Source organism: Streptomyces violens, assembly GCF_000717745.1.
In the GTDB taxonomy this organism is placed as follows: Bacteria; Actinomycetota; Actinomycetes; order Streptomycetales; family Streptomycetaceae; genus Streptomyces; species Streptomyces violens.
On sequence record NZ_JOBH01000010.1, the window covers coordinates 102,021 to 114,100 of the forward strand.

At 71.1% G+C, this 12,080-nt stretch carries 11 protein-coding genes and 1 tRNA gene; 5 read left to right on the top strand and 7 right to left on the bottom strand.

Translation table 11 applies throughout. The features are described 5' to 3' along the window. The first annotated feature begins 61 nt into the window (after positions 1–61). Positions 62–1,456, top strand: coding sequence for an FG-GAP-like repeat-containing protein (locus tag IF04_RS0119680; RefSeq protein WP_030259135.1), 1,395 nt, complete (start codon positions 62–64; stop codon positions 1,454–1,456). A 158-nt stretch (positions 1,457–1,614) separates the two neighbouring features. Next, positions 1,615–2,583 carry a Yip1 family protein gene (locus tag IF04_RS0119685; RefSeq protein ID WP_030259138.1) on the top strand — a complete coding sequence of 323 codons (969 nt, stop codon included), beginning with the start codon at positions 1,615–1,617 and terminating at the stop codon, positions 2,581–2,583. A gap of 145 nt (positions 2,584–2,728) precedes the next feature. On the opposite strand, the gene IF04_RS0119690 is transcribed toward IF04_RS0119685, so the two are convergent. The 4 genes from IF04_RS0119690 to IF04_RS39110 all read right to left on the bottom strand — a co-directional run bounded on the left by IF04_RS0119690 (position 2,729) and on the right by IF04_RS39110 (position 5,827). Further along, positions 2,729–4,276 carry a ricin-type beta-trefoil lectin domain protein gene (locus tag IF04_RS0119690; protein ID WP_030259143.1) on the bottom strand — a complete coding sequence of 516 codons (1,548 nt, stop codon included), beginning with the start codon at positions 4,274–4,276 and terminating at the stop codon, positions 2,729–2,731. Between the two features lie 131 nt (positions 4,277–4,407). Beyond that, a complete protein-coding gene (locus IF04_RS0119695) occupies positions 4,408–4,905 on the bottom strand; it encodes a phosphoribosyltransferase (protein ID WP_030259145.1) in 498 nt (165 codons plus the stop codon). Between the two features lie 51 nt (positions 4,906–4,956). Beyond that, complete coding sequence (gene dcd / locus IF04_RS0119700) at positions 4,957–5,532, bottom strand: dCTP deaminase (RefSeq protein WP_030259148.1); 576 nt, start codon at positions 5,530–5,532, stop codon at positions 4,957–4,959. Positions 5,533–5,668: 136 nt separating this feature from the next. Then, complete coding sequence (locus IF04_RS39110; protein ID WP_169746141.1) at positions 5,669–5,827, bottom strand: hypothetical protein; 159 nt, start codon at positions 5,825–5,827, stop codon at positions 5,669–5,671. Between the two features lie 245 nt (positions 5,828–6,072). On the opposite strand from IF04_RS39110, the gene IF04_RS0119710 reads away from it, so the two are divergent. After that, positions 6,073–6,146: transfer RNA gene (locus IF04_RS0119710), tRNA-Gly, on the top strand. 92 nt (positions 6,147–6,238) lie between these two features. On the opposite strand, the gene IF04_RS0119715 is transcribed toward IF04_RS0119710, so the two are convergent. Beyond that, a complete protein-coding gene (locus IF04_RS0119715; RefSeq protein WP_030259150.1) occupies positions 6,239–6,874 on the bottom strand; it encodes a YceI family protein in 636 nt (211 codons plus the stop codon). Positions 6,875–7,081: 207 nt separating this feature from the next. Here IF04_RS0119715 and IF04_RS0119720 point away from each other — a divergent pair, with 207 nt between their 5' ends. Then, positions 7,082–7,810, top strand: a complete 729-nt coding sequence (locus tag IF04_RS0119720) for a DUF4232 domain-containing protein (protein WP_030259154.1) — start codon at positions 7,082–7,084, stop codon at positions 7,808–7,810. A gap of 62 nt (positions 7,811–7,872) precedes the next feature. Here IF04_RS0119720 and IF04_RS0119725 read toward each other — a convergent pair whose 3' ends face one another. After that, positions 7,873–8,397, bottom strand: coding sequence for a hypothetical protein (locus tag IF04_RS0119725; protein ID WP_342668213.1), 525 nt, complete (start codon positions 8,395–8,397; stop codon positions 7,873–7,875). A gap of 101 nt (positions 8,398–8,498) precedes the next feature. On the opposite strand from IF04_RS0119725, the gene IF04_RS0119730 reads away from it, so the two are divergent. Then, on the top strand, positions 8,499–10,949 hold the full coding sequence (locus IF04_RS0119730; RefSeq protein ID WP_078600506.1) for a phosphoketolase family protein: 2,451 nt from the start codon (positions 8,499–8,501) through the stop codon (positions 10,947–10,949). Here the strand turns inward: IF04_RS0119730 and IF04_RS0119735 are convergent. Then, complete coding sequence (locus IF04_RS0119735) at positions 10,946–12,064, bottom strand: Gfo/Idh/MocA family protein (protein WP_030259159.1); 1,119 nt, start codon at positions 12,062–12,064, stop codon at positions 10,946–10,948. The two genes, IF04_RS0119730 and IF04_RS0119735, sit on opposite strands and share 4 nt — an antisense overlap. Between the last annotated feature and the right edge of the window lie 16 nt (positions 12,065–12,080).

The window sequence follows — 12,080 nt, forward strand, 5'->3', positions numbered from 1 at the left end:
CGGCGGACGGCACTCATCCGGACGGGATGCGCCCGCGTCCCGCATGCAGCAGGAGAACAGCGTGCCCAAGCACCTTCGTACGGCCGTGGCCACCGCAGCGGCGGCGGCCCTGACCGGCGGTCTGCTCACCCTCTCCACCGGCCCCGCGGCCGCCGCCACCGTCGCGGGCCACAAGAACGCCGGTGCCGTCACCGTCCTCTACGGCTCCGCCGACGGCGTCTCGGCCACCCGGCACGCCACCTTCACCCAGAACACCGCCGGAGTTCCGGGCGCGGCGGAGACCGACGACTCGTTCGGCCTGGCCACCTCGGCCGGCGACTTCAACTCCGACGGGTACGCGGACCTCGCCGTCGGCTCCCCGTACGAGGACGTCTCGGGCGACACCGACGGCGGCACCGTACAGATCCTGTGGGGCGCCGCCGGCGGCATATCGCGCGCCGCCACGGTCCCCGACCCCGCCCCGACCAAGCACGACCGCTTCGGCAACGCACTCGCCGCGGGCGACTTCGACGGCGACAAGAAGGGTGACCTGGCCGTCGGTACCAGCGCCGCGACGCTCCGCGTCCTCAAGGGCGGCTTCACCTCGGCAGGCGTCGCCGCGTCGAAGACGGCGGTCACGCTGCCGATCCTCGGCGGCTCCGGCAACGGCATTCTCCAGCTCACCGCGGGCGAGGTCACCGCGGACGGCCGCACCGACCTGGTCGTCGACGGCTACCAGGACGCCGCGGACGACGGCGAGAACTACTACAACGCCAACTACTTCCTGCCCGGTTCGGCCTCCGGCCCGTCCGGCTCGGCCGCGCGCAAGCTGCCGGCCGGCTTCATCACCGCCATCGGTGACACGGACGGCGACGGCTACGGCGACCTGGTCACCGGCATGCACTGGGACGCCGGCCTCCTGCCCGGCACGACCAAGGGCGGCAAGGTCAACGTCATCTACGGCTCGGCGGGCGGCCCCACCAGCCGGATGGACACCATCACCCAGGAGTCCGGCGCGGTCCCGGGCGGCTCCGAGAACGGCGACAGCTTCGGTTACGAGGTCTCCCTCGGCGACATCGACGGCGACGGCCGGCAGGATCTGGCGATCGGCGCGGCGGGCGAGGACATCGACGGCGTCACGGACACCGGCTCGGTGACCGTGCTGCGCGGCTCCGCGTCCGGCATCGACACCGCCCACGGAGTCCAGTACTTCCATCAGGACATCGCGGGCGTGCCCGGTGCGTCCGAGGACACCGACCTCTTCGGCACCGAGGTCTTCCTCTCCGACACCGACGGTGACGGCAAGGCCGACCTGTCCGTGGGCGCGGGCTACGAGAACGACGGCAACGGGGCGGTCGTCTCGCTGCCGTCCGACGGCACCCGCATCGGCACCGCCGGTGCCCGCTCGGTGACGCCGGGCGCGGTGGGCGTGCCGACCACCGGCCGGCCGCAGTTCGGCGCCGTCTTCACGGGCTGACTCCGGGGCCCGCTCGGCCCCGGCGGGACGGCCCTCGGCCGCCCCGCCGGGTTTCCCCTAGGGGATGTCACAGCTCGGCAGCAATGCCCGTCCTGTCCGCCCTCTCCCGCCTGCGACCCGCCGGGACCAGGTACGTTCGAAGCGTGGCTGGATTCAGGATGGGTCGCGGACGGAACTCCCGCGCCGCGCAGCAGGGGCAGCAGGGCCAGACCCCGTACGGTCAGCAGGGTCAGCCTGGCCCGTACGGAGCACCGGCACCGTACGGTCAGCAGCAGGCGCCGTACGGCCGGCAGGCCCCGCCCCCCGCACAGGGACAGTGGCAGCAGCAGGCTCCCTACGGCGGCGCTCAGGGTGCCGGCCGGCACGGCGAGCCCGAGTACTTGGGCGACCAGGGGCACGCCCCGCAGCAGTCGCCCTACGTCGGCGGCAACGCCCGCGCGGACGCACCGGGCCACACCCAGCAGTTCAGCGTGGGCGAAGCACCGGACGCGTACGGGGACGGCCAGTACGGCGGCCAGTACGACGACGGCCAGTACAGCGGCGGCAGCATGTACCAGGCAGGTCAGGCGGCTGCTCCGCCCGCCGGTCCGCGCCTGCCGTGGAAGCAGCTGCTGAGCGGCATCGTCCGGCAGCCCGACCAGACCTTCTGGCGGATGCGGGACTACGCCGTGTGGGGCCCGGCCCTCGTCGTGACCTTCGTCTACGGCCTGCTCGCGGTCTTCGGCTTCGACGCCGCCCGCGAGGACGTGCTCAACGCCACGCTCTCGCAGAGCATCCCGTGGGTGCTGATCACCGGCGTGATGTTCGTCATCGGCGGGCTGATCCTGGGCGCGGTGACCCACACCCTCGCCCGGCAGCTCGGTGGCGACGGCGGGTGGCAGCCGACCATCGGCCTGTCCATGCTGATCATGTCGATCACGGACGCGCCGCGACTGCTCTTCGCGATGTTCCTGGGCGGCGACAGCACGCTGGTCCAGGTCCTCGGCTGGCTGACCTGGCTCGCCGCCGCGTACCTCTTCACCACGATGGTCCGCAGGTCGCACGACCTGCCCTGGCCCAAGGCGCTGGGTGCCTCCGCGATCCAACTGGTCGCCCTGCTCGCCCTGGTGAAGCTGGGCACGCTGTAGCGACGATCGCCGCCACGCCGGCAACGCATCCTGATGAGGCAGGGCCCCGTTCCGTACGGAACGGGGCCCTGCCGCGTATCAACTGGCCTTGATCACAAGCCGTTTCACGTGAAACGCTGCGTCACCGCGTCACCACGCGGCTGTTTCACGTGAAACGCTGCGTGGCCGACCCGTCACACTTCTGCAGTCGCACTCGGTCCTTCGCCGAGGCCAGTGTCAGACACAGCTCCCGGGCTGCCTCCGGCCGGATGCTCTGCGTCGCCGCGTCCTTCACGAACCGCTGGTTGGCCGCGCCCGAGCAGTTCCACAGCACCACTCCGGCCCCGGCCTCGTACTTCGCCTCCGGCACGTCCAGGCACCGGTCCTGCGTCAGCTCCACATGCACCGACCGCCGGCCGCTGTCGTACCACCAGCCCTGGTTCCGCTGGTCCTTGCAGTCCCAGCCGCCGACGGCCGTGCCATTGCGCGAACTGCCGCCGGTCGCGTCCACACAGCTCCCCGTGCCGGCGTTCTTCAGCGGCCGGTAGGCATCGTCCCAGGCCCCCGCGTACAGCTCCGGCTTCCCGGTGCTCGCCGGGTCCGCGCAGGACGCCTCGCGCAGACCGGACGCATAGAGCTGGGTGAGGCAGGAGGCGAACGCGGCGTGCCCGCGCGCGTTCGGGTGGAAGGACTGGCGTACGGAGTTGGCGTCCGGCGGGAAGGGGTGGGAGACATCGACGTACAGGCCGCGCGCCCAGGGCTCCTCCATGCACACCTCGTGCCCGTGGAAGAGCCGCGAGTTGTCCAGGTACACCGCGCCCGAGTCGCGGGCCGCCTTCCGCATGCCCTCCTCGAACGCCGGTACCGCGGCGTTGCGCCCCCACGCCGAGTCGGAGGTGTACCCCGTGCAGCCACCCGGCAGCTTCCCCGGATAGTTCGGGTTGTCCTCGATGTCCGGCCCGATCGGGCTCGGGTACCCCATCACCACGAGCTTGTAGTCGCCGTCCGCGTACCCGGCGTCCCGCATCACCGTCCGCAGGTCACCGACCGTCTGCTCGACCTTCGGCACCAGCCCGTCGACCCGCGCCTGCCACCCCGGCGCGTACTTCGGCTCGCAGGCCCCCTGCAGCAGCAGCCAGCGTGTGACGCAGTCCGTCATCACCGGCCCGAACTGCAGGTCGTCATTGGCCCCGGCCACCAGCACGACCATCTTCAGCCGGGTGTTCCTGGCCTTGATCGCCAGGCTGTCGCTCTGCACCAGTTCATCGGCGTACTGCTTGCTGCCACCGATCCTGATGTTCCCGGTGTACGCGCCCGAGCAGGACACGTTGTACGTCACATCCGCGGCGATGCCGGTCCGGTGAATGGCCGCGTCCGGCGACCGATGACACCAGTTGTCCGGACCGTCGGTCCCCGGCTCGTACGTCCCGACGCCCTCGCCCGAGATCTCGCTGTCCCCCAGCGAGATCAGCGAGGTCTTGCGCTGTTCCATCGGGCGTTCGGCCGGGTCCCCGTACAGCCGGGTGGCCTCCTGGGCCCTGATCTCCTCCAGCTCGGGCGGCAGCGGCTTGCTCTCCGCGGCGGCCGCCACAGCCCCGGCCGACGGCTGCGCCGCCACGCTCGTCCCCGTACCGGCGGCGGTCACACCACCGGTCAGCACCATCACGGCGGCGGCTGCGGTCACCAGCCGCCGCCCTCGTCTCGCACGCACCATTGGGCCTCCCCTCCGGTCTGCTGTTACCGCCGGTTTCTACTCGTAGGTAGGCCCCGGCGGAACACCCGGCACAGGATTGGCCCGAATTCACCATGCGCCCCAACTGGCGCACAGGTACGGGAAGTTCGCCCTCAGGCGTCGAGCACCTGACCCTCGCGCCGCACGACCGGCGGCTCGACGCTCCACGGGAAGTTGATCCAGTCGTCCGTGCGCTGCCAGACGTACTCGCACTTCACCAGCGACTGCGACTTCTCGTATATCACCGCGCTGCGCACCTCGGCGACGGTCCCTTGGCAGAAGTCGTGCACCAGCTTCAGCGTCTTGCCGGTGTCGGCGACGTCGTCCGCGATGAGCACCTTCTTGTCGGAGAAGTCGATCGCGTTCGGCACCGGCGCCAGCATGACCGGCATTTCCAGCGTCTCGCCCACGCCGGTGTAGAACTCCACATTCACCAGGTGGATGTTCTTGCAGTCCAGCGCGTACGCCAGGCCGCCGGCGACGAACACGCCGCCACGCGCGATGCTCAGCACCACGTCCGGCTCGTACCCGTCGTCCGCGATCGTCTGCGCCAGCTCGCGGATGGCGGTGCCGAAGCGCTCGTACGTCAGATTTTCCCGCACGTCAGTCACGTATCTCTCTCAGCCCTCTAGCGATTCCCCATCGCATCCGCCGTACGGTCCTCAGACCTGCGTACGGTGGAAGTTCTTGTACGAACGCGAGGGCGTCGGCCCGCGCTGGCCCTGGTAGCGGGAGCCGTACCGCTCCGACCCGTACGGAAACTCGGCCGGCGAGGTCAGCCGGAACATGCACAGCTGCCCGATCTTCATGCCCGGCCACAGCTTTATCGGCAGCGTCGCGACATTGCTCAGCTCCAGCGTGACGTGCCCGCTGAAGCCGGGGTCGATGAAACCGGCCGTCGAGTGCGTCAGCAGCCCCAGCCGCCCCAGCGAGCTCTTGCCCTCCAGCCGCGAGGCGAGGTCGTCCGGCAGCGTGATGACCTCGTAGGTCGACGCCAGCACGAACTCACCGGGGTGCAGGATGAACGCCTCATCCCCCTCGGGTACGACCTCCCGCGTCAGGTCGAGCTGCTCGACGGCGGGGTCAATGTGCGGATACCGGTGGTTCTCGAACACTCGGAAGTACCGATCGAGGCGCACATCAATACTCGACGGCTGAACCATCGACTCGTCGTAGGGATCGATACGCACCCGGCCCGCGTCGATCTCGGCCCGGATGTCCTTGTCTGAGAGAAGCACGCCACGAGGATACGCGCCCGGTACTCCCGCCTCCGCATCGCGCATCCGCCCCGGCTCACCGCCCCGCCCCTGCTCCCCTCCCGGACAGCCGCGAGGGCCCGGCCCCCTTCCGGGAACCGGGCCCTCGCCACCCTCGCTAGCGCTTCTCCATCTGCACAGGGACCGCGTGGCGCAGCCGCGCACAGCGCGGGCACCGCAGCAGCCGACCGGGGCCGAGCCGGTCGGTGGTCTGCATCGGGAACGAAGCGGTGCTGAACACGTGCCCTTCGGCACAACGGACGACGGTGCGCTCCATCAGGTCCCTCTCCCAAACGCATGGACAACAAAAGCCACATTAGGGGATGAACTGGGCGCACTCCCAAGCGGCACTCCGAACCGGGGAAGAGTCCCCACCGTACGCCTCAACTCCCGCACCCCGCACCCGCTTACCGCCCCGCGTCGCCCCCGGACATGACAAAAGCCTCACGGTCGAATACACCGGAGGCTGGGGATGAGGTACAGTGTGCGACGATGCACCGCCCTGCAAGATCAGGCGGTCACGCGGGTGTAGTTTAATGGTAGAACATGAGCTTCCCAAGCTCAGAGCGCGGGTTCGATTCCCGTCACCCGCTCCAGAGTTGAGGCCCAGGTCGGAGACCTGGGCCTTTGTCGTTGTGCGGGCCGGCCCCCTTGGCCCTCCCTTACCGGCGCCGCACCGGGGCCGTGGTCAGTCGACCGGGAAGGTCCGGATGGCGGCGATGTCGAACTGGAGGCGGACCTTTTCGCTCACCATGGCGCCGCCCTGGGCGAGTTTGGCGCTGTAGGTGAGGCCCCAGTCGGTGCGGTTGATGGTGGTGGTGCCGTCGAAGCCGACCCGCTCGTATCCGAACGGGTCGGTGACGTGCCCGATGTAGGTGAGTTCCAGCACGACGGGCCGGGTGATGTCCCTGATGGTGAGGTCGCCGGTCATGCGGTAGACGTCGTCGTCCGCGAGTTCCACGGCGGTGCTGGTGAAGGTCATCCGCGGGTAGCGCGCGGCGTCCAGGAAGTCGCGGCCGATCACGTGTGCGTCGCGCTGTTCCACGCCGGTGTCGATGCTGGCGGTGGACAGCGTGATCTGGGCCTGGGAGCGGGCCGGGTCGCGGCCGTCGAAGTAGAGGCGGCTCTCGTACGCCGTGAAGGCGCCGCGCACCGTGGTCACCATGGCGTGCCGCACGGAGAAGCCGATCCTGCTGTGGGCGGGGTCGATCATCCACTCACCGGTGAGTGCGGCGAAACCGGGGTCCAGAACAGCGAGGTCGGAGGGGGCCGACGCGGCGGGAGCTGCCGCGCGGCGGGAGGAGCTGCGGCCGAACAAGTTCATGATGGACGTTGTTACGTCAAAGTAAGAACGGACGCAACCCCTGTTCAGGGGCGCGGAATCGGAGAGTCCGGCGACCGGCGACGCGCCCGTGCACCCGAGTACACCGGACGTTAGCGCGGTGTTAGTGGATCAGCAGTGGGGGCGGCGAGTGTAGGTGGCGCGGAACGGAAGGACCGGCCGCACCGACGCCACCACCAGGGGGACACCATGTCGCACCGCACCCGTCGCCACGGCCGCAAGGCCGCCGCAGCCGCCCTGCTCGCCGCCACCGCGCTCGCCCTCACCGCCTGCCAGAGCGGCGAGTCCGGCGCCACCGGGTCGGACTCGTCGGCGTCCGCCGGCAGCTCCGCCGGGTCCGCAGGGTCGGCCGACGGCTCGTCGAAGGGCTCCGCGGATTCGGCGTCGCAGACGGGCACGGGCTCCGCCGAGGGATCCGGTACGAATGCCTCGTCCGGCGGGCAGCAGGCCACCGGGAGCGGTGGCGCGTCCGGTACGGGCAGCTCGGCCGCCCGCTGCACCACGGCGAACATGACGGCCGGCTGGGGCTCCGAGGGCGGTGGCCGCCCCGACATGAACAGCGACCGGCAGGAGACCGCCGCCGTGTGGTTCAAGAACAACGGCAGCGGCGACTGCACGATCAGCGGCTTCCCGGGCGTACAGCTCAAGGGCACCGACGGCACCACCTGGGACCTCGGGCGCTCCGGGAAGAAGCCCGTCCCGGTGACGCTGAAGCCGGGTGAGAACACCCACTTCACCTTCCAGCTGCTGCCCTCGACCAGCGACGACGACCGCAAGCTCGAGCCGGCCACGGTCGTGGTCACCCCGCCGAACGAGAAGCAGCACTTCGAGCTGCAGTGGCCCTACGGCGGCGCGATCCTGGACCAGTCGGGCGCCACCCACCCGGGCACCTTCGTCAACCCGGTCAACGTGGGCTGAGAACCGGCCAGCGTCGAGCGAGACCGGTCAGCGTCGGCCGAGCGGGCCCACCGTGACCGACCTCACCGCTCGTGGATGTGCTGATCGCGCCCCGCCTGGTAGACGCGGGCCGAGCCGGAGGCCGTGGCGTGCTGGGTGATCACCGGGGCGGCCGGAGGCGCCTCGGGGGCGACCTCGGCGAGCAGGGCCCGCAGGTCGTCGGCGACGTCCGGGCGGGCGGCGAGCAGCCGGCGGATCCGGCCCTGCCAGTCCCGGCGCAGCTCGTCCTCGGTCTCGTCGTCGGCGGCGTCGCGGGCCGCGAGCAGGTCCTCGCGGGCGGCTTCGAGCTCGTCCGAGACGGCGTCGGCGCGCTCGGGGCGGGCCCGCCGCCACAGTCCGACGACGCCCTCCCGTACGCCCTGCCACGCCTCCGTGGCCATCAGCGTGACAAGCGTCGTGCCGGCGGTCCCCGCCAGCGCCACGATCTCCGGATCCATCGGCCGTCCCCCATCTGCGTGCAGCGGCTGCGCGCGGATCTCCGCGCGCCCTTCTCCGTCTGCACGGTACGGGAGCAGGTCCGCGCCCGTACGCATTCCTCTCCAGGTCACGGGTACCGCGTACCCGGCCCGATCCTGCGTTGCCGGGTGGCGCCCCGGATCCCAGCATGGGAAGGGTCGGTTCGACGGGAAAGCCGGAGAAGGGTTGATTCATGCGGGATGCACCGGGGACCGGAACGGCGACGGAGAGCGGCGAGCGGACGGGTGCGGCGCCCCCGGGCGCGAGCGCACGGCCCGGTACCGCGCTGTCCGACGAGGACGTGCGGACGCTGGACGCCCACTGGCGGGCGGCGAACTACCTCGCCGCGGGCCAGATCTACCTGCTGAGCAACCCGCTGCTGCGCGAGCCGCTGGTGCCGGAGCACATCAAGCCCCGGTTGCTCGGCCACTGGGGCACCTCGCCCGGCCTCAACCTCGTCTACACCCACCTCAACCGGGTGATCGTCGAACGCGACCTGGACGCGATGTGCATCTGGGGGCCCGGGCACGGCGGTCCCGCGGTGGTCGCCGGGTCCTGGCTGGAGGGCAGCTACTCGGAGATCTACCCGGACGTCGGGCAGGACGAGGCCGGCATGGCCCGGCTGTTCAAGCAGTTCTCATTCCCCGGCGGGGTGCCCAGCCATGTCGCGCCCGAGACGCCCGGGTCGATCCACGAGGGCGGCGAACTGGGTTACTCGCTCTCGCACGCCTACGGGGCCGCCTTCGACAACCCGGACCTCCTGGTGGCCTGCGTCGTCGGCGACGGCGAGGCGGAGACCGGGCCGCTGGCCACCTCCTGGCACTCGAACAAGTTCCTGGACCCGGTGCACGACGGTGCCGTACTGCCGATCCTGCACCTGAACGGGTACAAGATCGCGAACCCGACGGTGCTGGCCCGGCTCCCCGAGGAGGAGCTGGACGCGCTGCTCCGCGGGTACGGCCATGACCCCCTTTACGTCACGGGCGACGAGCCGGAGGCCGTGCACCGCGCCCTGGCCGCCGCCATGGACCAGGCGCTGGACCGCATCGGCGCCCTTCAGCGGGCCGCCCGCGACGGCTCGGGCACGCCACAGGACCGGCCGCGCTGGCCCATGATCGTCCTCCGTACGCCCAAGGGCTGGACCGGCCCGCGCAAGGTCGACGGCAAGCCCGTCGAGGGCACCTGGCGCGCCCATCAGGTCCCGCTCGCCGCCACCCGCGAGAACCCCGACCACCTGCGGGAACTGGAGCGCTGGCTGCGTTCCTACCGCCCCGAGGAGCTGTTCGACGAGCAGGGCAGGCCGCGCGCCGACGTGCTGCGCTGGGTCCCCGAGGGCGCGCGCCGGCTGGGCGCCAACCCGCACGCCAACGGCGGCCGGCTGACCCGCTCGCTCCCGATGCCACCGCTGAGCGAGTACGCCGTACCGGTCGAGCGCCCCGGTACCGAGCTGCGCGAGCCGACCAAGGTGCTCGGGCAGCTGCTGGAACGGGTCATGGCCGACACCGCCGAGAGCCGCAACTTCCGCCTGGTGGGCCCGGACGAGACCGCGTCGAACCGCCTGCAGGCGGTGTACAAAGCATCCGGGAAGAACTGGCAGGACAAGCTGCTGGAGACCGACGAGGACCTGGCGCGGGACGGCCGGGTGCTGGAGATCCTCTCCGAACACACCTGCCAGGGCTGGCTGGAGGGCTATCTCCTCACCGGTCGGCACGGTCTCTTCTCCTGCTACGAAGCCTTCGTGCACATCGTCGACTCGATGGTCAACCAGCACATCAAGTGGCTCAAGGTCACCGGCGACCTGACCTGGCGCCATCCGATCCCCTCGCTCAACTACCTGCTGAGCTCGCACGTCTGGCGCCAGGACCACAACGGCTTCTCGCACCAGGACCCGGGCTTCGTGGACCACGTCCTCAACAAGTACCCGCCGGCCGTACGGGTCTATCTGCCGCCGGACACCAACACCCTGCTCTCCGTGGCCGACCACGCACTGCGCAGCCGGGACTACGTCAACGTCATCGTGGCGGGCAAGCAGCCCACCTTCGACTGGCTGGACATGGACCAGGCGATCGCGCACTGCGCCCGGGGCGCGGGCGTATGGGACTGGGCGGGCACCGAGCACGGCGGCGCGGCACCAGACGTGGTGCTCGCCTGCGCGGGCGACGTGCCGACCCAGGAGGTACTGGCCGCCGCCGCGCTGCTCCGCGAGCACCTCCCCGACCTCGCGGTTCGAGTCGTCAACGTCGTGGACATCGCGCGGCTGCTGCCCAGCGAGGACCATCCGCACGGCATGAAGGACGCCGAGTACGACGCGCTGTTCACCACCGACCGGCCGGTGATCTTCGCGTACCACGGCTATCCCTGGCTGATCCACCGGCTCGCCTACCGCCGCACCGGCCACGCCAATCTGCACGTGCGCGGCTACAAGGAGCACGGCACCACGACCACGCCCTTCGACATGGTCGTCATGAACGACCTGGACCGATACCGGCTGGTCATGGACGTCATCGACCGGGTGCCGGGCCTCGCCGTACGCGCCACGGCGCTGCGCCAGCAGATGCAGGACGCCCGCACCCGCCACCACGCGTACATCCGCGAGCGCGGAACGGACATGCCGGAGGTGGCGGACTGGCGGTGGCCGTACTAGGTCGCTGTCACGCGCTCCCCGGTAGCGGCTGCCCGCTCGATCCCAGCGAGCAGCCGCTGCCTGCGGGCGGCGTGCGCGAAATCCGGTACGGCGGCGGTGCCTTCGGTGAGGTCGGCGAGGACCCCGGCGTACTGGGCGCCGACGTTGTACGGGGCCCGGTCCAGCACGTCACCGAGCGCCGGGGTGTCGTAGTAGCGGCCCGGTACAGGCAGTTCGGCCAGGCGGGAGGCGTCGCCACGGGCGCCGCGGACCGTGAGCACGGCCTGCTGGAGGTGGCCGGAGTCGCCCGTGACGACCAGGTCGCCGTCCGTTCCGTTGATCTCCCAGTGGAAGTCGGTGCCGCGCGACAGCCCGCCGCGGAAGTGCACGGACGCCACCGCGCCTGAGGCGAGCTGCCCGCTCACCGCGATCTGATCCGCCGCTGTCATCGGCGCGGGGCGCCCGGTGCCCTCCTCGTGCACGGTCCGGCGCCGGGTCGCGGTCACCGCCGACAGCCCGGTGAACTCGCCCAGCACCATGGCGAACGCATCGATGGTGTGCCCGAAAGGAACGGTCAGCATGGTGGCGCCGTTCGCCCGGTCCAGGACGTACTCCACGCCCGGCCGGTACTCAGCGCCCCAACCGCGCCCCGAGGCCACCAGGCTGGTCGAGAGCACCTCCCCCACGTACCCGTCGGCGACCAGGTCACGGAGGTACCGGACCACAGGCGAGGTGCGAGCCTGCAGCCCGGTGAAGGTCCGCACGCCCGCGTCCGCCGCGGCCGCCGCCAGCTCCTCCGCCTCCGCCACACCGTTGCCCAGCGGCCATTCGGACAGCACCGCCTTGCCCGCGCCGATGGCGGCCAGCACGGCCTCCCGGTGCAGCGGCACCTTCACGCTGACGACCACGAGATCCACCTTGTCGCTGCGGACCAGCTCACCGGCGCTCCCGAAGGCGAGCGGGACGCCGTACTTCTCACCGGCCGCCCGCGCCGAAGCCGCGCTGCTCGCCGACAGGGCGCGTACCTCGAAACCGGGCAGGCGGCGGAGCGCGGGCAGATGGGCCTGCGCCGCCCAGCCGCCGCGTGCGGAGAGACCGATGATGCCGACACGGACCGGTGCGGTGGGGTTCTTCATGGCGGGGACGCTAGGC

Excerpts from the sequence above, each read along its gene's own strand:
- IF04_RS0119720 (WP_030259154.1), top strand. The coding sequence starts at position 7,082 with ATGTCGCACCGCACCCGTCGCCACGGCCGCAAGGCCGCCGCAGCCGCC.
- IF04_RS0119690 (WP_030259143.1), bottom strand. The coding sequence starts at position 4,276 with ATGGTGCGTGCGAGACGAGGGCGGCGGCTGGTGACCGCAGCCGCCGCC.
- IF04_RS0119730 (WP_078600506.1), top strand. The coding sequence starts at position 8,499 with ATGCGGGATGCACCGGGGACCGGAACGGCGACGGAGAGCGGCGAGCGG.
- IF04_RS39110 (WP_169746141.1), bottom strand. The coding sequence starts at position 5,827 with ATGGAGCGCACCGTCGTCCGTTGTGCCGAAGGGCACGTGTTCAGCACC.
- IF04_RS0119685 (WP_030259138.1), top strand. The coding sequence starts at position 1,615 with ATGGGTCGCGGACGGAACTCCCGCGCCGCGCAGCAGGGGCAGCAGGGC.
- IF04_RS0119715 (WP_030259150.1), bottom strand. The coding sequence starts at position 6,874 with ATGAACTTGTTCGGCCGCAGCTCCTCCCGCCGCGCGGCAGCTCCCGCC.
- IF04_RS0119735 (WP_030259159.1), bottom strand. The coding sequence starts at position 12,064 with ATGAAGAACCCCACCGCACCGGTCCGTGTCGGCATCATCGGTCTCTCC.